Origin of the sequence: Nitrogeniibacter aestuarii (assembly GCF_017309585.1) — a bacterium.
GTDB classification, from domain to species: domain Bacteria; phylum Pseudomonadota; class Gammaproteobacteria; order Burkholderiales; family Rhodocyclaceae; genus Nitrogeniibacter; species Nitrogeniibacter aestuarii.
Genome location: NZ_CP071321.1, coordinates 4,457,435 through 4,476,110 on the forward strand (window position 1 = coordinate 4,457,435; position 18,676 = coordinate 4,476,110).

The 18,676-nt window shown below is 65.1% G+C and carries 22 protein-coding genes; 10 read left to right on the forward strand and 12 right to left on the reverse strand.

Translation table 11 applies throughout. From position 1 onward, the window contains the following. Positions 1–172 precede the first annotated feature (172 nt). From J0W34_RS20730 to rsxA, 10 genes are all read right to left on the reverse strand, one after another. A complete protein-coding gene (locus J0W34_RS20730) occupies positions 173–1,114 on the reverse strand; it encodes a GAF domain-containing protein (RefSeq protein ID WP_227818153.1) in 942 nt (313 codons plus the stop codon). Positions 1,115–1,258: 144 nt separating this feature from the next. Further along, the gene (locus tag J0W34_RS20735; protein WP_227818152.1) at positions 1,259–1,768 is read right to left on the reverse strand and encodes a hypothetical protein; all 510 of its coding nucleotides are present in this window, start codon (positions 1,766–1,768) and stop codon (positions 1,259–1,261) included. Further along, complete coding sequence (locus J0W34_RS20740) at positions 1,765–2,148, reverse strand: hypothetical protein (protein ID WP_227818151.1); 384 nt, start codon at positions 2,146–2,148, stop codon at positions 1,765–1,767. The genes J0W34_RS20735 and J0W34_RS20740 overlap by 4 nt, the downstream gene beginning before the upstream one ends. Further along, a complete protein-coding gene (locus J0W34_RS20745; protein WP_227818150.1) occupies positions 2,132–2,410 on the reverse strand; it encodes an RnfH family protein in 279 nt (92 codons plus the stop codon). Before J0W34_RS20745 ends, J0W34_RS20740 begins: the two co-directional genes overlap by 17 nt. 13 nt (positions 2,411–2,423) lie before the next feature. Further along, positions 2,424–3,116: an electron transport complex subunit E gene (locus J0W34_RS20750; RefSeq protein ID WP_227818149.1), complete on the reverse strand. Its 693-nt coding sequence runs from the start codon at positions 3,114–3,116 to the stop codon at positions 2,424–2,426. Beyond that, entirely contained in the window at positions 3,113–3,784 is a 672-nt protein-coding gene (rsxG, locus tag J0W34_RS20755; protein ID WP_230970045.1) for an electron transport complex subunit RsxG, read from the reverse strand. The genes J0W34_RS20750 and rsxG overlap by 4 nt, the downstream gene beginning before the upstream one ends. Position 3,785: 1 nt before the next feature. After that, positions 3,786–4,880, reverse strand: coding sequence for an RnfABCDGE type electron transport complex subunit D (locus J0W34_RS20760; RefSeq protein WP_227818147.1), 1,095 nt, complete (start codon positions 4,878–4,880; stop codon positions 3,786–3,788). Further along, positions 4,877–6,427, reverse strand: a complete 1,551-nt coding sequence (rsxC, locus tag J0W34_RS20765; RefSeq protein WP_227818146.1) for an electron transport complex subunit RsxC — start codon at positions 6,425–6,427, stop codon at positions 4,877–4,879. Before rsxC ends, J0W34_RS20760 begins: the two co-directional genes overlap by 4 nt. Before the next feature lie 10 nt (positions 6,428–6,437). Continuing rightward, positions 6,438–6,965, reverse strand: a complete 528-nt coding sequence (locus J0W34_RS20770; protein ID WP_230970046.1) for an RnfABCDGE type electron transport complex subunit B — start codon at positions 6,963–6,965, stop codon at positions 6,438–6,440. Positions 6,966–6,975: 10 nt separating this feature from the next. Beyond that, positions 6,976–7,554, reverse strand: a complete 579-nt coding sequence (gene rsxA / locus J0W34_RS20775; RefSeq protein WP_227818144.1) for an electron transport complex subunit RsxA — start codon at positions 7,552–7,554, stop codon at positions 6,976–6,978. 262 nt (positions 7,555–7,816) lie between these two features. Here rsxA and nifL point away from each other — a divergent pair, with 262 nt between their 5' ends. The 3 genes from nifL (at position 7,817) to J0W34_RS20790 (ending at position 12,611) form a co-directional block, all read left to right on the forward strand. Next, entirely contained in the window at positions 7,817–9,346 is a 1,530-nt protein-coding gene (gene nifL / locus J0W34_RS20780; RefSeq protein ID WP_230970047.1) for a nitrogen fixation negative regulator NifL, read from the forward strand. A gap of 22 nt (positions 9,347–9,368) precedes the next feature. Next, positions 9,369–10,991, forward strand: a complete 1,623-nt coding sequence (nifA, locus tag J0W34_RS20785; RefSeq protein ID WP_230970048.1) for a nif-specific transcriptional activator NifA — start codon at positions 9,369–9,371, stop codon at positions 10,989–10,991. A 162-nt stretch (positions 10,992–11,153) separates the two neighbouring features. Next, positions 11,154–12,611: a rhomboid family intramembrane serine protease gene (locus J0W34_RS20790; RefSeq protein ID WP_230970049.1), complete on the forward strand. Its 1,458-nt coding sequence runs from the start codon at positions 11,154–11,156 to the stop codon at positions 12,609–12,611. Here the strand turns inward: J0W34_RS20790 and J0W34_RS20795 are convergent. Continuing rightward, positions 12,608–14,050 carry a tetratricopeptide repeat protein gene (locus tag J0W34_RS20795; protein ID WP_230970050.1) on the reverse strand — a complete coding sequence of 481 codons (1,443 nt, stop codon included), beginning with the start codon at positions 14,048–14,050 and terminating at the stop codon, positions 12,608–12,610. The genes J0W34_RS20790 and J0W34_RS20795 overlap by 4 nt on opposite strands. 233 nt (positions 14,051–14,283) lie before the next feature. Between J0W34_RS20795 and J0W34_RS20800 the strand changes: the two genes are divergently transcribed. The 3 genes from J0W34_RS20800 (at position 14,284) to J0W34_RS20810 (ending at position 16,276) form a co-directional block, all read left to right on the forward strand. Continuing rightward, on the forward strand, positions 14,284–14,979 hold the full coding sequence (locus tag J0W34_RS20800) for a Bax inhibitor-1/YccA family protein (RefSeq protein WP_230970051.1): 696 nt from the start codon (positions 14,284–14,286) through the stop codon (positions 14,977–14,979). A gap of 69 nt (positions 14,980–15,048) precedes the next feature. Continuing rightward, a complete protein-coding gene (locus tag J0W34_RS20805) occupies positions 15,049–15,510 on the forward strand; it encodes an LPXTG cell wall anchor domain-containing protein (RefSeq protein WP_227818138.1) in 462 nt (153 codons plus the stop codon). Between the two features lie 142 nt (positions 15,511–15,652). After that, on the forward strand, positions 15,653–16,276 hold the full coding sequence (locus J0W34_RS20810; RefSeq protein ID WP_230970052.1) for a glutathione S-transferase family protein: 624 nt from the start codon (positions 15,653–15,655) through the stop codon (positions 16,274–16,276). A 45-nt stretch (positions 16,277–16,321) separates the two neighbouring features. Here J0W34_RS20810 and J0W34_RS22255 read toward each other — a convergent pair whose 3' ends face one another. Next, entirely contained in the window at positions 16,322–16,909 is a 588-nt protein-coding gene (locus J0W34_RS22255; protein WP_265332855.1) for a PEP-CTERM sorting domain-containing protein, read from the reverse strand. 292 nt (positions 16,910–17,201) lie between these two features. Here J0W34_RS22255 and J0W34_RS20820 point away from each other — a divergent pair, with 292 nt between their 5' ends. From J0W34_RS20820 to J0W34_RS20835, 4 genes are read left to right on the forward strand one after another with little or no spacing between them, the layout of a single operon-like run. Continuing rightward, complete coding sequence (locus J0W34_RS20820; protein ID WP_227818136.1) at positions 17,202–17,528, forward strand: (2Fe-2S) ferredoxin domain-containing protein; 327 nt, start codon at positions 17,202–17,204, stop codon at positions 17,526–17,528. A 14-nt stretch (positions 17,529–17,542) separates the two neighbouring features. Then, on the forward strand, positions 17,543–17,815 hold the full coding sequence (locus J0W34_RS20825; RefSeq protein ID WP_230970053.1) for a nitrogen fixation protein NifZ: 273 nt from the start codon (positions 17,543–17,545) through the stop codon (positions 17,813–17,815). Further along, positions 17,812–18,375, forward strand: coding sequence for a flavodoxin (locus J0W34_RS20830; RefSeq protein WP_230970054.1), 564 nt, complete (start codon positions 17,812–17,814; stop codon positions 18,373–18,375). The genes J0W34_RS20825 and J0W34_RS20830 overlap by 4 nt, the downstream gene beginning before the upstream one ends. Next, positions 18,372–18,671: a hypothetical protein gene (locus J0W34_RS20835; protein WP_227818133.1), complete on the forward strand. Its 300-nt coding sequence runs from the start codon at positions 18,372–18,374 to the stop codon at positions 18,669–18,671. The genes J0W34_RS20830 and J0W34_RS20835 overlap by 4 nt, the downstream gene beginning before the upstream one ends. The last annotated feature ends 5 nt before the right edge of the window (positions 18,672–18,676 follow it).

The following is an 18,676-nucleotide window of genomic DNA, read 5'->3' on the forward strand; positions in this document are numbered from 1 at the left end:
CTTCAAGGGGGAGGTCAGGAGGGGGATGTGGTTTGAGCTGCCCAGTTTCACCCCAACCCCACCCCAACCCTCCCCTTGAAGGGGAGGGAGCGACCCGTCTATAAGGCTCGAATTCGCTTAACTGAACGGTATTACGCCACGAGGGCGGCTTTTTCATGGGCGCAGCGCGGGTTCAGAAATACATGGCCACCACCGCCGAAAGCCGTCCGTCCTTCAGCACCGGAAGGGCCACCACCGACTTGAGCTTGGCGTTCTGCGCGGACAGGGCGATCGGGTCGCTGTTGCCGGACAGGTCCTGACTGATCTGGGGCCGACAGGTGAGCAGGACACGCCCAAGCGCCCCCTGGCCTTTCTCGATGCGCGAGAAGTAGTGATTGTGGTCGAAACCCGGCGTGCGGTCGCAGTCACCGCCTTCGAACACCAGCGTTTCGTGCGCTGCATCGGGCACCCAGATCTCGAAGCGGTGGGCGATCGGCGTGTTGAGCGCCGAGAGGAAGGTCATGACGTAGGCGTGACCGGGCATGTAGGGTGAGGGCAGCCCGAGCCCCTTGTTGATGCCCACCTCCAGCGCCTCCTTGGCGCGCAGGAAGCGCTTCGAGTAGCCCAGATCGCCCATCACCACGGGCTCACCGCTTTGCCACACCAGCCCCGGCAGCCCGAACCCGGGGCGGAAACTGGTGTGCCTGGAGATGAATTCGAAGCCCTCGGCATGACCGAAGTAGCCGTCCACGAGCGACATCTCCAGCGATGCATCCGGGTTGTTGTGCCACAGCTCGATGGCGCCCACGTGCTTGTCGTCGTCACCGCAGAACAGCACCACCACCGACACCAGCAGGTCGCCCGCGAAGATGGGGATGGCCACGCCGCAGGTCAGCCCGGCATTGGCGGCGGCGTCGCGACGCACGAAGTAGGAATTCTGCAGGTCCTTGAGGATGACCGGGCGCCGCTCGGCCCAGGCCCGCCCCGGCAAGCCTTCGTCGTACCCGAAGAAGGTCCGCTCGCTCACCAGGCGGAAACCGTCGAGGCCGCCGTACAGCCCGTCCTGAAACTCGAGCAGGCTACCGTCCTTGGACGGCGTCCAGATTTCGACGACGCGAATGAAGGTGTTGAGCATGAGAGCCTCCGGGCCTGACGTAACGCCAGACCCGAAGCGAGTTTCATGCCGGCCGTTCTCGGAAAGATCTGTCGCCTTCTTCGGCGAACGTGCTGACAAAACGCCAGTCAGCGAGCATCAGCAAGCACCGATACGGTGCGTCGATCAGGCGGCGTCGGCCATTTGGAGGCGCTCGGCCAGGTCGGCCACCACGCTGCCACCGACCTGATCGAGCGGGTCCAGGCGCGCCAGCTCGTCGAGCACGCTCGTGGCACCGTCCAGGTTGCCGCGTCGCAAGCGCACAAAGCCCATGGCCTTGAGGCTGTAGAGATAGAGCCGGTTGTGACCCTGCGCGGCCTGCCAGCGCGCATCGTCGGCGAGCAGACGTGTCGGGTCGGCATCGAAGCCGCCGGCCGCGGCCGCACGCTCAAGGGTCTCGTCAATGAGCGCTTCGGCCGCTTCGAGGCGGCCGGAGTACGCCAGCAACTTGTACATCGCCACATTCAACTCAAGCCGCGCCGGCATGGCGTGACGGGCGTCGTCGATCAGGCGCTCGGTGCGGACCCAGCCGTGGCGCAGATCAAGCGGTGCGTTGAGCAGGGCGTTGATGGTGTCGGCATCGGCGCCGGCTTCGGGCAGGGGGAGGTCATCGAAAAGGTCTCGGACCTGCATCATGGTGCGGTCTCCGGCATCAGACAGTGGAACAGGCCCTCGGCGCGGATCATGGCCTTGAAGGCTTTCATGACCGGTCGGGACAGCATGGATTCGGCCAGCACGCGGCGCTCGTAGATCTGCATCCGGAAGGCCTCGTCGTCGCGGCGACGCCCCTCGTCGATGAGCGCATGCTCGGCCTCGCCGAAGTGCCACGAGGGCAGCTCGCGGGTGGCCTCGTAAAGACAGGCCATCACCCGCTTTTCGTCGGCCGCCATCTTGCACTTGCCATCGAGGATCTTGAGCATCACGGTGATGGCGCAGTCCACATCCTGCGGCGTGAGCCGCCGGGCGCTCACCCAGGCCGCCACGGCCCGGCGCTCGGCCTCACTCGTCGTCGTCACCGTCCTGATCCTTGCGCGGCACGGTGGACGGATCGCAGATGATGGCACGGTAGATCTCGACCCGGTCACCCGGTTTGAGGGCGGCATTGGGTTTGACCAGCCGGCCGAAGACACCGATCTTCTGGGCCGACAGATCGATGTGCGGAAACTTCTCGAGGATGCCCGAGCGCTCGATGGCTTCCTCGGCGGTGCTTTCATCCGGCACCTCGATGGTCATCCACACCTGCTGGCCGGGTTCGGAATAGGCGATACCGATCTGCATGAGTCGACTCCTTTCAGGCGGTGGCAGCGTCCGACGGCTCGGCCTCGGCCGCCTCGGCGCGCTGGGCGCGGCCCTCGAGGCGCGCATCGATCAGGCGCTTGCCCGCCAGCATGAAGCCGAGCACCGCAAAGGCCCCGGGCGGCAGGATCATGAGCAGGGCGCCGCCATAGCCGGGGATCTGCATTTCGAGAAAGCCGAAGGCCGGCCCGAGCAGGCCCGAGGCGTTGGCGAACAGGGTGCCGGCCCCGAAAAACTCCCTCACCAGGCCGATGGCGGTCATGGCGCCGGTCATGCCAAGGCCGATCGCCAGCCCGTCCACCAGCGAGGGCAGCACGCCGGTGCGCGCCGCGAAGGCCTCGGCACGGCCGAGAATGGCGCAGTTCACCACGATCAGCGCAATGAACAGGCCGAGCACCTTGTACAGCTCATGCAGCCAGGCGTTCATGACCATGTCGACCAGCGTCACCAGCGTGGCGATGAGCACGATGAACACGGGAATGCGCACCGTGGGGCTGACGATGCGGCGGATCATCGACACGATCACGTTGGATACCACCAGTACCGCCGTGCTCGCCAGGCCCATGCCCAGGCCGTTGGTGCCGGAGGTAGTCACCGCCATGGTGGGGCACAGGGCCAGCATCTGCGCCATGACGGTGTTGTTGTCCCACAGCCCGTCCTTGACGATCTGTTTGTAGTCGGTGCTCATGAGGCATCTCCCAGCATTTGCTGCTTGTGGCTTTCGAAGAAGAGCAACCCCTCTTTCACCGCCTTGACTACCGCGCGCGGGGTGATGGTGGCGCCGGTGAGCTGGTCGAACTCGCCGCCGTCCTTCTTCACCGCCCAGCGCGCCGGGGCCGGGTTGTCCAGCGAGCGGCCGTCGAAGCCGTGAATCCAGGTCGATTTGCCCGCTTCGATCTTGTCGCCCAGACCCGGCGTCTCGGCATGCTTGAGCACGCGTACGCCCAGCAGGGTGCCACCGGCATCCACCGCCATGAGCACCTGGATGTCCGACGAATAGCCATAGCTCGAGGTCTTGAACATGGCAGCCTTGACCGTGCCGCCCCCCCGCGCCCGGTACACGGTCAGCGGGGTGCCGTCACGATCGAGGGTGACCGTGTCATTGAGAAAGTCGTTGTCCGCCAGCCCGGCCGGCAGCACCTCGTTGAGCGAGGTGCGCAGGTCGTTGGCCTCGGCCTCGGCGATCGGGCCGGTGGTCAGCCTGGCGCCCACGGCCAGCGCGCCACTGGCGAGCAGCGCCACGGCGCCCAGCAGCAGGGGTTGATAACCGAGCCGGTCGCGCCAGGCATCGATGACCGACGATGCGCCGTCGCCCACGGGCGCCTCGACCGGTGCGGTGTGTCCGTGATCGTGCATGTCAGCCCACCTCCCGCTCGGGCAGATCGAGCGGCCGGCCGCGCCGGTCGCGCCCGAGGATGCGCGGCTTGATGTATCGATCGATGATGGGCGTGAGCGCGTTCATGAGCAGCACTGCAAACCCCATCCCTTCCGGATAGCCGCCGTAGGTGCGGATGATCCAGGCAAAGAATCCCAGCCCGAGTCCGAACACCACCTGGCCCCACTTGGTGTTGGGCGAGGTGACGTAGTCGGTGGCGATGAAGAAGGCACCCAGCATGGCGGCGCCGGACAGCAGATGCACTTCAGGCGCCAGGAAACGCGCCGGATCGACGCCGTGCCCGATCGCCGCCGGAATCGCCAGCCCGGCCATCACGGCCACCGGAATGTGCCAGGTGATCACCCCGGCCACGAGCAGGAACAGGCCACCGCCGAGCAGCAAGATGGCGGACGATTCGCCCAGGCTGCCCGGCCGCATGCCCGACCAGCTCACCAGGTGGTCGCCCGGCGACAGGGCCGTCATGAGATCGACCCCTCGGGAAAGCTCGGTCTTGGCATGGCCCAGCAGGGTGGCGCTGGTCAGCGCGTCGGGCACGGGATTGAGCCCGAGGAAGATGCGGAAGCCTTCGAGCAGGTCGGGCGAGGCGCCGTGCATGACCGACACCGGCATCACCCAGGTGGTCATGGGAATCGGGAAGGACACCAGCAGCGCGACCCGCGCGACCATGGCCGGGTTGAAAACGTTCTGCCCCACGCCGCCGAACACCTGCTTGCCGATCACGATGGCGACAAAGCCACCGACCACGGCCAGCCACCAGGGCGCCCAGGGGGGCAGCGTGAGGGCCAGCAGCCAGCCGGTGAGCGCGGCGGAGCCGTCCATGAGCGTGGCGCGGATACGGGTGCGCCCAGCCAGGCGCAGGCACAGGGCCTCCCAGCCGATGCATGAAGCAATGGTGCTCACGAACAGGAAGAAGGCCGGCCAGCCATACAGCCAGAAGGCAAACAGGGTGGCAGGGGCCAGCGCCGCCTGCACCCGGAACATGGTGCGGGTGACCGAGTTGCCCCCGTGGGCGTGAGGCGAGGCGACCGGCACATCGGTGAGCGCGAGGGGATTCATGCGTCGGCTCCTTGGGCAGCAGCGGCCTTGGCGGCCTTTTCAGCCGCCGCCTTTTCAGCGGCCTCTTTCTTCTCGCGCTCCTTGGCTTCGCGCTCGGCCTTGCGGCGGGCGGCGGCCTCGGCCTTCTCGGCCTTCTCGCGTTCGAGTCGGGCCGTCTTCTGTTCGGCCAGCTTCTTGGTGGCGTCGTTGCGCAGCTTGGCGCGCCCTTGCGCGGCCAGTTCGCCCTTGGCATGCACGAAGTACTGTACCAGCGGAATCTTTGACGGACACACATAGGCGCAGCAGCCACAGGCAATGCAGTCCTTGAGGCCGATATCCACCGCGTCGGCCAGCGCATCGTTGCGGATGCGTGCGCTCATTTCCAGCGGCAGCAAGCCGGCCGGGCAGGCCTTCACGCAGCTGCCGCAACGGATGCAGGGGTCGGGCTCCTGGGCGGCCACTTCGTCAGCGTCCAGCGCCAGAATGCCGCTGGTGCCCTTGACCACCGGCACGCGCCAGTGCGGCACCTGCATGCCCATCATGGGCCCGCCGAGCACCCGCCGCGCCAGGCCGATGCCCTCGCCCCTGAGGCCGCCGGCGTAGGCGATGACCGCCTCGGCCAGGGTGCCCAGACGCACTTCGATATTGCCCGGCGACTTCATGCAGTTGCCGTTGAGGGTGACGATGCGCGAGATCAGCGGCTTGCCTTCGACCACGGCGGCACGTACCGCGCGGGCGGTACCCACGTTGTGCACCACCACGCCGATGTCGGCGGGCAGGCCGTCGGCCGGCATCTCGACGCCGGTGAGCACGCCCACCAGCTGCTTTTCGGAGCCCATGGGATAGCGTGCCGGCACCGGACAGATGCGCACGGCCGGCTGCGACTGTGCCGCCACCGTCATGGCCGCAATGGCCTCGGGCTTGTTGTCCTCGATGCCGACCAGGGCGGTTTTGGCGCCGGTCGCGCGCAACATGAGGGCGATGCCGTCCATGACCTCGGTGGCGTAATCGCGCATCTGGCGATCGTCGCAAGAGAGGTAGGGCTCGCATTCGCCACCGTTGATGATCAGGGTATGCACCCCGGCCTTGCGCGCACCGCCGAGCTTGACCGCCGAGGGGAAGGCCGCGCCACCCAGGCCGACGATGCCGGCGTCGAGCACGCGTCGGGCGATCTCGTCGGGCTCGAGTGCCGCCGGGTCGTCGCAGGGCGTCAGCTCGCACCAGGCGTCCTCGCCGTCGGGCGTGAGCACGATGGCCGACAGGGTCAGGCCCGAGGGGTGCGGCGCGGTGATGTCGGTGATGGCGGTGATCGTGCCCGAGGTGGGCGCGTGAATCGGGGCCGAGATCATGCCCGCCGGATCGGCAAGGCGCTGGCCCTTCTTCACGGTCTGACCGACCATCACGACCGGGCGCGCCGGCGCACCGAGATGCTGTTGCAGGGGCAGGTACAGTGCCTCGGGCAAAGGCATCACGCGGGTGGGCGCATCGGCGGCCGGGCGCTTGCGGTCGTCCGGGTGCACGCCCCAGTCGTTGCCTCGAAACGCCTTGAACAGGTTCATGAATCCCATGGCGTGCTCCTCAGGCGGCGACCGGCTTGGGCATGACCCAGTGCTGCAGGGTCACGGGCAGCGGGCGCATGGAGAGGGCCTCGGTGGGGCACTTCTCGACACAGGCCTCGCAGCCAGTACAGGCGTCGCGCATGACGTTGTGGATCTGCTTGGCGGCGCCGATGATGGCGTCGGTGGGGCAGACCTTGCTGCACCGGCAACAGCCGATGCAGATCTCTTCGGCCACTTCGGCAATGCGCGGGCCGACATCGCCCATGGCGGACAGATCCACACTCAGCCCGAGCTTGGCGGCAATCTCGGCGGCCAGGGCCTTGCCGCCCGGCGGGCAGCAGGTGGCCGGCGCGCTGCCGTCGATGATGGCGTTGGCGGCGCCCTCGCACCCGGGGAAGCCGCACTGGCCACAGTTGGTGCCCGGCATCATCTCGACGAGTTCATCCACGATGGGATTGCCCTCGACGCGCAGGACGCGGTTGGCCACCCCGAGCAGAATGCCCAGCACGGCGCCGAGAAGGGTGAGGCTGGCAACGGCAGCGATCATGGCGGACCTCCTACACTTTCATGCCCGAAAAGCCCATGAAGGCCAGGGCAAGGAGACTGATGGTGACAAAGGCGATGGGCGCGCCCGCGAAGGCAGCAGGCACCCGCGCCAGGGCGATGCGCTCGCGCAGGCCGGCGAAGATCAGCAGCACCAGCGTGAAGCCCAACGCCGAGCCGAAGCCGTAGAGCAGGCTCTTGAAGAAGCTGAAGTGTTCGGCCACGTTGAGCAGGGCCACGCCCAGCACCGCGCAGTTGGTGGTGATGAGCGGCAGGTAGATACCGAGCGACTGGTACAGGGCCGGGCTGCTCTTTTTCACGAACATTTCGGTGAACTGCACCACCGAGGCAATCACCAGAATGAAGGTGAGGATGCGCAGGTACTGCAGCCCGAAGGGTTCGAGCAGCCAGTTTTCGAGCATCCACGAGGCGGCGGCCGCCAGCGTGAGCACGAAGGTGGTGGCCATGCCCATGCCCAGCGCGCTGTCCATTTTTCTGGACACGCCCATGGCGGGGCACAGGCCGAGAAACTTGACCAGCACCACGTTGTTGACCAACGCGGTCGAGAGAATGAGTAGCAGGATGTCCTTCATGGCGATGGCTCCAGGTGTCGCCAGGGACGTTGCATAAGCTATGCCAAAGGGACTGCACCAAAAAAACCCTACAATTTTCAGGGCTTTATGGCGCAGCGCACCAGCCGCGTGCCGGGAAGGCTTGCCACAATGTCACAAAGGCGACAAAACACCCTCCAAAACAGGGGCTTCCGGGGCGTGGTGCACTGCAAAGCCTTGAAAGACGGGCCAAGGCATGCTTTCTGCTTTTGCCATTCATGTCACTCCAGTGAGGACATGAACAATGACAGCAATGACACGCGGCAAATCAAAACCAAAACGCGTCTCATCGGCAGACGACCTGCCCTTCGAGGTATACCGCCAGGCCGTGGATCAGGCCGACATCGCCATCTCGATCACCGATCAGCGGGCAAACATCCTGTATGCCAACACGGCATTCACCGCCATCACCGGCTACGCGGCTGACGAGATCATCGGCTGCAATGAGTCGGTGCTCTCGAACCACACCACGCCGGCCAAGCTGTACAAGGAGATGTGGGCCCATCTGTCGGAGCAGCGCCCATGGAGTGGTCGGGTGCTCAACCGCCGCAAGGATGGCCAGCTCTATCTGGCGGACCTGACCATCTCGCCGGTGGTCGGGCCGGATGGCACCACGAGTCACTTCCTCGGCATCCACCGCGACGTGACCGAGTTCAACCGTCTCGAGCGGGTGGTGCGCAACCAGAAGATGCTCATCGAGTCGACGCTCAACGCGGCGCCCGTGGGCCTTGCCCTGCTCGACACGACCGGCCGGGTGATTCTCGACAACGAAGCCTGCAAGCGCCTGACCTCCGACATGGGCACGCAGGAGCCGGCGCATTTCATTCTCGACATGCTCATGCCCGACTGGCGTGAGTTGCTGGGCGACGATCCCTCGCGCTGCGCCTTCGCCAATCGCGAGGTTCGCATCGACCGCCGTGGCGGCGCCCAGCGCTGGCTGTCGGTCACCGCCTCGATCATCGAAACCCAGAGCGATTGTGCCGACACCTACTTCACCGCCTCGCAGCAACCCGGCCTGCTGCTGGTGATCAATGACGTGACCGAGTTGCATGTGGAGCAGGAGCGCGCCCGCGCGGACGCGCTCAAGATCGCCCTCATCGACGAAGAGCGCAACGCAGCCATCCGCGAAGGCCTCTCGGCTGCGCTCTACCGGCTCGACGAGCCGCTCAACATGATGACCTCGGCCCTGCATGTGCTGCGCCGGCGCGAGCCAGCCACCGCCGAGATCCTGAACGAAGCGGTCAACGCCAGCCGCGAGCACATGGACGCGTTGCGCCAGGTGATCCCGCCGGCGCCGCCGGAGAGCCAGTCGACGGTGAATATCAACGAGATCGTGCGGGACGTGCTCGAAATCAGTGTGCCGCGCATGCTGGCAGCCGGTGTGACGGTGGACTGGAAGCCCATGTCCACCCTGCCCAACATCCAGGCCCGGCCGCTGCAGCTGCGCATGCTCTTCAAGGCGCTGGTCGACAACGCCATCGAAGCCATGAACACCAAAGGCTGGCGGCAACGCGAACTGACCGTGACCAGCAGCCTCACCGACGCGCGCGTGGTGGTGTGCGTGCTCGACACCGGCCCCGGCCTGAGCGACGCCGCCCGCCATCGCGCGTTTGAACCCTTCTTCTCGGCCAAGAGCGGCCGCCATCTGGGCACCGGGCTGTCCCGCGCCCAGCAGATCGTCTCAGATCATGGCGGCCTGATCGACCTCAATCCACGGCCCGACGGCGGCTGCGCCGCCATCGTGGAGCTGCGGATCGACGGCGACCCGCTCTGAACCGACGCGAACGGACCCCATCATGCTCGATCACGCAAAACGCCCGCATGACGTCAATCCGCACACCGGCTACTGCCGGTCGCACGAACTCAACCAGCTGCTCATCGGCGCCCTGTACGCGGTCAGTCGGGCGCTGAGCCGCTCGCTCGACTTCAACGACACGCTCACCGAGGTGCTGCGCGTGCTCCATGAAGAAGCGGATCTGACGCGCGGGCTGATCGCCGTGGTCGATGGCGAAGGCCAGCTGGCCGTTCATGCCATGTATTCCCCCGATGGCGACCCCACCCCCACCATGCGCTATCGCTCGGGCGAGGGTGTGCTCGGCGCGCTGCTCGAAACGCCACGCACCTTCAAGACCACCCACCTGGGCCAGGAACCGCGCTTCCTGAACCGGCTGGAACGCTACGACCGCAATCTGCCTTTCATCGCCGTGCCCATCCGCTTGGGCAGTGACCTCAAGGGCGTGCTGGCGGTGCAGCCCATGCACCCGGACGAAGGCCTGCTCGACGAGCGCACCCAGTTCGTCGAGATGGTCGCCAATCTGGTCGGCCAGAACCTGCGTCTGGCCACCGAAGTGATCGAGGAGAAGAGCTCGCTGGTGGCCGAACGCGATTCGCTGCGTCGTCAGGTGCGCCGGGAGCACGGCTTCGACAGCATGGTGGGCCACTCCACCGTGATGCGCCGCATCTTCGATCAGGCGCGCATGGTGGCCAAGTGGAACACCACCGTGCTCATCCGCGGCGAGACCGGCACCGGCAAGGAACTGATTGCCAACGCCATCCACTTCAACTCCCCACGGGGCCGCAACCCCTTCGTGCGCCTGAACTGTGCCGCCCTGCCGGAAAACCTGCTCGAGTCCGAACTGTTCGGCCACGAGCGCGGTGCCTTCACCGGCGCCACCGACTCGCGCAAGGGCCGCTTCGAGCAGGCCGATGGCGGCTCCCTGTTCCTGGACGAAATCGGCGAAATTTCCGGCGCCTTCCAGGCCAAGCTGCTGCGCGTGCTGCAGGAGGGTGAGTTCGAACGCGTGGGGGGCAGCAAGACCATCAAGGTGGATGTGCGCATCATCACCGCCACCCATCGGGATCTGGAAACGGCTGTGGAAGAAGGCGATTTCCGCGAGGATCTGTTCTATCGCCTCAACGTCATGCCCCTGTTCCTGCCCCCCCTGCGCGAACGCATCGAGGACATTCCCGAGATCGCGCGCCATCTGCTCAACAAGATCGGTCAGGAGCAGCAGCGCAAGCTCACGCTCTCCGACATGGCCACCCGACGCCTGGCCAGCCACCCGTGGCCCGGCAACGTGCGAGAACTCGAAAACTGTCTGGAGCGCGCCGCCGTGCTCTCGCCTGACGGCCAGATCGACGTGGACCTGATCCAGTTCCAGACCCTGCGCGGCGGCGGACGCCCCATGGCCCCGAGCATGCCCTCGCCCATGACCACCCCCAGCGCACCGAAACCCGGCGTCCCTCCACCGACCAACGTGGATCTGGACGACCCCACGCTGTCGGAGCGGGAGCGCGTGATCGCCGCCCTTGAACAGGCCGGCTGGGTACAGGCCAAGGCCGCGCGCCTGCTCAACATGACCCCGCGCCAGATCGCCTACCGGATCCAGACGCTGAACATCGAAGTGAAGCAGTTCTGAAGCAACGGCCCGAAACGGGCAGCGTCGTCCATCGGACAGGCGCCGACACGGCGGTTTCAGCCATGGATCGGGCCGATCGTCGGTGGCGGAACCCGGCCGCTCGATCAGGCCGGCATTTTCGCATCGACAGCCCCGCGAAGCCGCTGATAGCATGCGAACGCCATGTTCATGATGCCTTACGTCACCCGGCTCATTCGGGGCTATATCCCCTTCGCCATCGCATTGATCGTTGCGGTGTGCTGCTTCAATTTCTTCGTGCTGCAGGCCAACGACGCCCAGCGCTACCAGTGGGCCTATGACTACTACGCGAGCAGCGTCCTCGCCCCGGTCGAGGCTGAGGCGTTCAAGGCCCACCTGCGTGAGCAGCGCAATGGCACGGCGCTTCGCGATTTCGAAGCCCTGGAAGCGCAAAACGCCATCCCGCTGATGCTTCAGCAGATGGAGGCCGACCCCCAGTTCAGCGCGCGCATTGATCAGGGCACGCTACTGACCACCAACGATCCGCAATACCATGACTGGCGGTCCGCGCGTGCGCAGTTCGAGCAGCTCGAATCACGCATCGTGACCGAGCGATTCGCGTTCGATACGGCGGCCCCCGACTGGGCCGGCGCCATCACGCACCAGTTTCTTCACGGCGGGACGGGTCATCTGGTGGGCAATATGGTGGTCCTGCTGCTCGTCGGCCCGGTGGTTGAGGCACTGATCGGCTTCATCCCGTTCGTGTGCCTGTTTCTCGTCGGTGGCATCGCCGCTGCCGGCGCGCAATGGCTGGTCACACAGGGCGCACCGGGCGGTCTGATTGGCGCTTCGGGTGCCATCTCGGCGGTCATGGCCGCGTTCGCGGTGCTGCTGGGCACGCGACGCATTCCGTTTTTCTATTTTCTGGTGGTGTATTTCGACGTGATCAAGGCGCCTGCCTTGATCGCACTGCCAGTGTGGCTGGTGAATGAAGCGGTGCAGTTCTACTGGTTCGGCGACGCCTCCCGCATTGCCTACGGAGCCCATTTCGGGGGTCTGCTGGCGGGTGCACTGCTGGTCCTGCCCCTCAGACCGCGGGCGATACGCAAGCTGGCGGCCGCCAGCGAATCGCAGGAGGCCGACGATCCGCATGCCCCGGCGAGCTCGTCGGCCGCACGACACCTCGAACGTGCGCGGCGTCTGATGGCGCGGCAACAGTTCGATGAGGCGCGCGCAGTCTATGCGCAGGCCGCACAGGACGCCCACGGTGATATCGACACCCTGCGCGAATGCTTCAATGTCGCCCGGCTCTCACCGGCAAGCCGCGACTATCACCGCATCGTGATGCGGATTCTCGCGCTGAAAAGCCGCCAGCAGGAGGTCCAGCACCTCGTGCTCGACACCTTTTCGCACTATCTCACCGAGGCGCAGCCGCGCCCCTTGTTGAGCCCAGCACTGGCTACCGTGCTGATCGAGCGCTTTGCCGAGACCGGCTGTCTGCCCCAGCTGGAGCGGACCATTCGCGTCCTGCACGCCAGTGCCCCAGCGCATGAGCAACTCGCCCCGCTGATCCGCCGGGCAATCGCGGCCATGAACACGGCTGGCGAGCCTCAGCGCGCGCAGGCGCTCAAGACCTTGCTTGACCGGAAAGCCCCGGCCTAGCCGGGCGCCGGGCGCACTGCCTGGGCTTTCATTTGCGCAATGACCGTGCGCAGCTGCCGGGCCTCCGGCACGCGAACATGATCCGGAAAACGGCGAATCAGGGTACGCAACATCTGGTCGGCCACATCGTCCCGCCCCAGGTCCTCGCACAGGATTCGCCCGCCGAGAAAGTAGGCTTCGGCGAGCAACGCATGGGGACCAAAGGCCTTTTCGAATCCGTTGAGGATGGCAATGGCGGCCTTCGGGTCCCGCTCGGTGCGGGCGGCTTGCGCAAGTGCCATGACCTCACTGGCACGCTCCAGCCGGAATGCCGGATTCCGCTCCCGGCAGCGCTTCCACACATCCACCGCGGCTTGCGTCTTGCCCGCGTCGAGCATGCGCGGGATCAACCTGAGCGCGTGGTTGCACAGCCGCTCGTCCTTGCCGGCCAGGAAGAGGAGCTTGTTGTAACGATCCATCGCCGGGATGTTGTCGTGATCGAGACGCTGGGCCTCGTAGGCCATGTCGAGCGCATCCTGGATATTCCCTTCGCCGATCAGCTGGGCGATACGTCGGTCGTCTTCGTTCTCGGCCGTCGTCGTCCTGCTCGCCGCCTGCCCTCTTCGGGGGGCATCAACCTCCAGCCCGAGTGCCTCGTGAAACTGGTACAGCACATAGCCGAGCATGTTGAAGGCAATCAGGGTGAAGTACATGGCCAGCCCCGTCATGAGCAGGACCGCACCGGCCACCCGGGTGTGCATGCGCTCGGAAAAATCGCGCAGCTCCGCCATGCCCGCTTGGAATGCCGTCGCATCCTGCCGGGCCGCAGCGTCCTGCAGACTGATCTGCAATGCCTCCCACTGTTCTCCGAGGGGCACCAGGGTGTGCTCGAGCGAGGCGCCAATCAGGAACATCTGGCCGCCCGAGAGGCAGAAAAGGAAGACGCACAGCAGAACATAGGGCTTGCCGATGCGACTGATGGTACTCACGGCCACGGTCGGATCGAGCGCAGTGAGCAGGCTGCCACTGATGATCAGCCCCATGAGCGCCGCAGGCGTGACCACCGTGACCAGGAAATTGGCGAGTTGCGCGAGGCCGTTCCCGAAAAAGCCGGCCACGAAACCGACCAGCAGGCCCGGAATCAGGAACAGGCCGAAGATCTTGTAGGGCATGGCCCGCATCGCGTCGTCTTCGAGCGGGGAGAACTCGGTCGGCGACAGACGCCCCAGCGCCGTTTCGGACAGCACCCGGCTGCCATATCGCAGCAGGAAGATCCACGCCAGCAGGGACAGTCCCCCGATCGCCAGCACCATGGCCACCGGATGGTTGGCGTAGGCCCCGAGTGCCGGAATCGCCGAGAACAACAGGACACGCAGGATCGCCTGGGGATACATCGGGAACAGGAAGAAACGGGGCACCCGTGTCCAGAACGGGGGAATCGGGGCCAGGGCTCGATCCAAGATCGCCACTCCAGTTGTTTCAAAGCCGAGACATTATGCCGTTTGCACGTGAATCCATTGTGATCTGGGTCACTTCCAGGCGGGCCTGCGCCATCACGCCCCGTCTGTCCGACGGTCGCGTGTGTCGCAGCAGGTCTTGAGCACATGAATCGCCTCGGCGAGAAGTATGTCACCCACACGCACCCGGCCCACCTGCTATCCTCTGCCCCCCGAATTTGACATTGGCATATCTCATGGAACTTCAATCAACCTCAGTCAATGATCAGGCACTGAGCCGTCCGGCATTCATCCGCTCGACCTATCTGCACCTGGCTGTCGCCATCGTGGCCTTCGCCGTCCTCTCGGCCCTGTGCTTCTTCAGCGGCATCGGCTTCGCCATGCTCAAGCTCCTGTCCGGCGCGCCCTTCGGCTGGCTGGCCATGCTTGGCGGATTCATGGTGGTGTCCTGGATCGCCACCCGCTTCGCCGACACCGCGGAGTCGCGCAACCAGCAACTGACCGGCCTCGGCCTCTACGTGCTGGCAGACACGGTTCTGTTCGCGCCCATGTTCGCCCTCGCTGCCGTAGCGGCCCCCGGTGCCATTTCCTCGGCGGTGCTGGTGACCGCATTGCTGGTGGCCGGCCTGACGTGGACCGCAATGACGGCCAAGACCGACTTTTCCTTCCTGGGCGGCTTTCTCAAGATCGGTGGTCTGGTGGCGCTGGGCGCCATCGTGATGAGCGTCTTCATGGGCTTCACCCTGGGGATCTGGTTTTCGGCCGCGATGATCCTGTTCGCCGCCGGCGCCATCCTGTACGACACCTCGAACATCATTCGCCACTACCCGACCGACCGCCCCGCCGGTGCCGCGCTGCACCTGTTCGCCTCGGTCACCCTGCTGCTGTGGTACGTGCTGCGCTTCCTGATGCAGCTGGCCAACAGCGACTGATTCCGCTCCGGGACATAAGGGCGGCCTGACCGCCCACCCAACTTTCAACGCAACAAGGGGAACACCATCATGGGTTTTATTTCGAAACTTCGCAGTGCGCTGCTGCCGCCGATCCTGATCCTGTTCGGGATCGGTCTTGGTGTCGGCGCCGTCGACGAGATGAACACGTCCAAGGCGCTCGCAGATCATGGCGTCGCCACCAAGGCACTGGTCGAGGAAATCACCTGGAAGAAGAAGACTGGCGTCGAGAAGAGCTTCAAGGCAAAGGTGGTTTTCCAGCTTGAAGACGGCACGGTTCAGCGCGACACGATCAACGTGGGGACCGATCTCGGAAAGCGCCTCAGGGACGACGAGTCGATCACGCACATCGACATCAAATATCTGCCTGAGAATCCCGCCAAGGCCGAGCTGGCCAACCACACCGACCAGTCCACCTGGATGTTCGGCGCCTCTGCGGCACTGACCCTCGTCGGCGTGGGCATCCTGGTGTTCAGGCGCCGCAAGAAGCAGGCGGCATTAGCCGCCGCCTGACCCGGCAGACGCTGATTCGGAAAACAGCGCCCTTGGGCGCTGTTTTGCTTCCTGGCCGGGCCGGAACGCACCGCAGACTAGCCCTGGCGCCCGGTTGCCCGGTATGCTGAGACCTACTCACCTGGCGTATGCGTGTATCAACATGTCCAAGATCGATTTCTATACCCACCCCATGTCGCGCGGCCAGATTGCCCGCTGGGCGCTCCACGAGGTCAGTGCGTCGTACGACACCCACCTGGTCGACTATGGCACTACGATGAAAGCCGAGGCCTATCTGGCGGTCAACCCGATGGGCAAGGTACCGGCCATCGTCCATGAAGGGCGCGTCGTGACCGAGTGCGCGGCCATCTGTGCCTACCTGGCCGACGTCTTCGCGGATGAAGGCCTCGGGCCGCTGCCCGAGGAACGCGCCGACTATTACCGCTGGCTCTTTTTCGCCGCCGGCCCGCTGGAGCAGGCCAACACCCTGACCATGCTGGGCGCCTTGCCGAGCGAAGAGCAGCAACGCACCGTCGGGTGTGGCGATCCGGCGCAGGTCATCGATGTGCTCGAAGCCAAACTCACGGAATCACCGTTCATCTGCGGCCGGCGTTTCACCATGGCCGATGTGTATGTGGGCAGCCATGTGGACTGGGGTCTGGCTTTCGGCATGCTGCCCAGGCGCGACGCCTTCGAAGCCTACGCGGCGCGAATGCGGGCGCGGGAGGCTTACGAAGAAGCCAAGGAAATCGACAGCGCGCTGATCGCCCGCCAACAGAGCGAGTAACAAAAAAAGCGGGGCATGCCCCGCTTTTATGATGGCCCGCCCGCTTCAGACCGCGCGCTTGCGACGGGCGCTGACACCAAGGCCGGCCAGACCCAGGCCGATGAGCGCCAGTGACGCAGGCTCCGGCACCACATTGCCCGTGGTCACCATCACGTTGTCGATGGAGGTATTGCCCTCGATCGACCCGCCCGTGATGCTGAAACCGGACACACCGTTGTTCGAGTTGAACGCGATGGTCTGATAGACACCGGGATTCGAGTAAGCCCCCTGCATCACCGTGATGGTCTCGCTGACCAGCGTCGCGCCGTTCATGTCGAAGGCCTGAAACAGTGCCCCCGACACCCAGGTCGTGGTGTCGATCGAGAAGGCCGTGATCGTGCTGCCGAACGACGGGGTGAAGAAGATCTCGGCGATGCTGCCGTTGTTCAGACCATCGGCAATCCACAGACCATCCGGGTTGTTTCCACGACCACCGCCCACGCCGTAGACGTTCTGCAGGTTCGAGTTCGTGCCGAGCCAGCCGGATTCCCAGGCCGGGAAGGCGCCTTCGAAATCTTCCAGCAGCACCGCGGCAGATGCTTGTGTCGACAAAGCCATCAGGCCCGTGAACGCAAGGGCAAGAGGAGTTCGCATGTGTTTTCCTTATTGTGTGTATGTGTTTTTTTTGCCGACCTCTGCGGCCATGATATTTAGCAACAATATTGAAAACACCAGATGTGATCGAACACACGTTCGTGTTCAATTACTTGACCTTTCGTCGTGGTACGCCAGCGACTCACGCCCGGGGTGAATCCCGGCTTCTTCACGTCAAGATCGGTCCATTGTCGGGTTTGCGACAAACCAGCCAGTTCTTAAACCTCTGATTAAGTGCAGTTTTTTTCAGGCATGCGGCTTGCAATGAGACGTGAAAACCACGGAGGTCATCATGCCCAAGCCGAAAAAACATGTACTTGTCTGCGTCCAGGGTCGTCCGGAGGGGCACCCCCGGGGCTCCTGTCAGGCCAGCGGATGCGGTCCGCTCTGGCAAGCATTCTCGGACGCGTTTGCGGCTCGAAAACTGTGGGAGCAGGGCTTGCAGCTGACGAACACCGGCTGTCTCGGGCCCTGTCAGACCGGGCCGAGCGTGCTCGTGTATCCAGAGGGGACGATGTACGCCCATGTCACGCCGGGCGACGTGGACGAGATCATCGACAAGCATCTGCTGGGTGACGAACCGGTCGAACGCCTGGTGGCGCCGGCCGAGGTCTGGTAAGCGGAGGACGTGCCATGGCAACCGAGCAATACGACATCGGCGAGATGGTGTTCGCGGTCAATGACATCGTGAACGACGGTGGCATGCCCGGGGTGGATGAGGAGGGACTCATCGCCGCGGCCGGGACCCGAGGGGTGGTGGTTCAGTTTGGCCATGCCGAACTGGCCCCGAGCCAGGAAATCTACCTGGTGCGCTTCGAGACCGGCCCCGACGACACCCTGGGCAACCCGGTCGGTGTGCTGCCCGAGGAGCTGACGCAGGAAGCCCCCGCAGAGCCTTCGACATGAGCAGGCTCGGCATCTTTTTTGGGACCGAAACCGGCCGCACCCGATTGCTGGCCAAGCAGATCGCCCGCCAACTGGCGAGCGACCATGGCGTCACGACGGAAAAACCGGCCAATATCGGCCGCACCTCGGTGCAGGACTTCCTCGCGTGTGACGCCTACATCCTCGGCCTGCCGACGCTCGGCGAGGGGGAGCTACCCGGCCTGAACACCGGTCTTGACCAGCCCAGCTGGGCCGAATTCATGCCACGGCTCCAGCCGGGCAGCATGAACGGCAAGGTCGTGGCCATTTTTGGCCTGGGGGACCAGGAGAAGTATCCGGAACATTTCGTGGACGGGATCGGTCTGCTGTATGACGAGCTGACCGATCTGGGCGCCCGCGTCGTGGGTCGATGGCCGACGACCGGATACAGCTTCACCGGGTCGGTTGCGGTGGACGGAGACGAGTTTCTTGGCCTGGCGATTGATCAGCACGCTCAGGCCGCTCTGACGGACGAGCGGGTGGCCAGGTGGCTGGCCCTGATCGTGCCGGATCTTGTTGCCAACGAGGAGCTTGTCTCATGAACGCCAACCCCTGGACGCTGCCGAAACACAATCGCATCCGCCGCCTGCTCGTGAGTCTGGGCGAACGCGTGGCGCGCGCTTGCGAGATCATCGAGGATGAAGACCCGGACACGGTCACGCTCCGTCACTCGGATCTGCGGCGTCTGCGTGCACGTATTTACCTCCAGGGGCAACCGCGGGGCACCTATGGCATTGCCTTCGAGTTTCCGTCGGCCGTCCCTCAGGTACTCGCGCGCCAGGAGGCACTCGATCTGGGCGCCGCGGTCCGCTGCCTGGCCACCCACTTCGATGCCTGATCGCA

What these genes read in the sequence shown, in the direction of transcription:
- J0W34_RS20730 (WP_227818153.1), bottom strand. Translation starts at nt 1,114, where the DNA reads ATGCTCAACACCTTCATTCGCGTCGTCGAAATCTGGACGCCGTCCAAG.
- J0W34_RS20735 (WP_227818152.1), bottom strand. Translation starts at nt 1,768, where the DNA reads ATGATGCAGGTCCGAGACCTTTTCGATGACCTCCCCCTGCCCGAAGCC.
- J0W34_RS20745 (WP_227818150.1), bottom strand. Translation starts at nt 2,410, where the DNA reads ATGCAGATCGGTATCGCCTATTCCGAACCCGGCCAGCAGGTGTGGATG.
- J0W34_RS20750 (WP_227818149.1), bottom strand. Translation starts at nt 3,116, where the DNA reads ATGAGCACCGACTACAAACAGATCGTCAAGGACGGGCTGTGGGACAAC.
- rsxG (WP_230970045.1), bottom strand. Translation starts at nt 3,784, where the DNA reads ATGCACGATCACGGACACACCGCACCGGTCGAGGCGCCCGTGGGCGAC.
- J0W34_RS20760 (WP_227818147.1), bottom strand. Translation starts at nt 4,880, where the DNA reads ATGAATCCCCTCGCGCTCACCGATGTGCCGGTCGCCTCGCCTCACGCC.
- rsxC (WP_227818146.1), bottom strand. Translation starts at nt 6,427, where the DNA reads ATGGGATTCATGAACCTGTTCAAGGCGTTTCGAGGCAACGACTGGGGC.
- J0W34_RS20770 (WP_230970046.1), bottom strand. Translation starts at nt 6,965, where the DNA reads ATGATCGCTGCCGTTGCCAGCCTCACCCTTCTCGGCGCCGTGCTGGGC.
- rsxA (WP_227818144.1), bottom strand. Translation starts at nt 7,554, where the DNA reads ATGAAGGACATCCTGCTACTCATTCTCTCGACCGCGTTGGTCAACAAC.
- nifL (WP_230970047.1), top strand. Translation starts at nt 7,817, where the DNA reads ATGACAGCAATGACACGCGGCAAATCAAAACCAAAACGCGTCTCATCG.
- nifA (WP_230970048.1), top strand. Translation starts at nt 9,369, where the DNA reads ATGCTCGATCACGCAAAACGCCCGCATGACGTCAATCCGCACACCGGC.
- J0W34_RS20790 (WP_230970049.1), top strand. Translation starts at nt 11,154, where the DNA reads ATGTTCATGATGCCTTACGTCACCCGGCTCATTCGGGGCTATATCCCC.
- J0W34_RS20800 (WP_230970051.1), top strand. Translation starts at nt 14,284, where the DNA reads ATGGAACTTCAATCAACCTCAGTCAATGATCAGGCACTGAGCCGTCCG.
- J0W34_RS20805 (WP_227818138.1), top strand. Translation starts at nt 15,049, where the DNA reads ATGGGTTTTATTTCGAAACTTCGCAGTGCGCTGCTGCCGCCGATCCTG.
- J0W34_RS20810 (WP_230970052.1), top strand. Translation starts at nt 15,653, where the DNA reads ATGTCCAAGATCGATTTCTATACCCACCCCATGTCGCGCGGCCAGATT.
- J0W34_RS22255 (WP_265332855.1), bottom strand. Translation starts at nt 16,909, where the DNA reads ATGCGAACTCCTCTTGCCCTTGCGTTCACGGGCCTGATGGCTTTGTCG.
- J0W34_RS20820 (WP_227818136.1), top strand. Translation starts at nt 17,202, where the DNA reads ATGCCCAAGCCGAAAAAACATGTACTTGTCTGCGTCCAGGGTCGTCCG.
- J0W34_RS20825 (WP_230970053.1), top strand. Translation starts at nt 17,543, where the DNA reads ATGGCAACCGAGCAATACGACATCGGCGAGATGGTGTTCGCGGTCAAT.
- J0W34_RS20830 (WP_230970054.1), top strand. Translation starts at nt 17,812, where the DNA reads ATGAGCAGGCTCGGCATCTTTTTTGGGACCGAAACCGGCCGCACCCGA.
- J0W34_RS20835 (WP_227818133.1), top strand. Translation starts at nt 18,372, where the DNA reads ATGAACGCCAACCCCTGGACGCTGCCGAAACACAATCGCATCCGCCGC.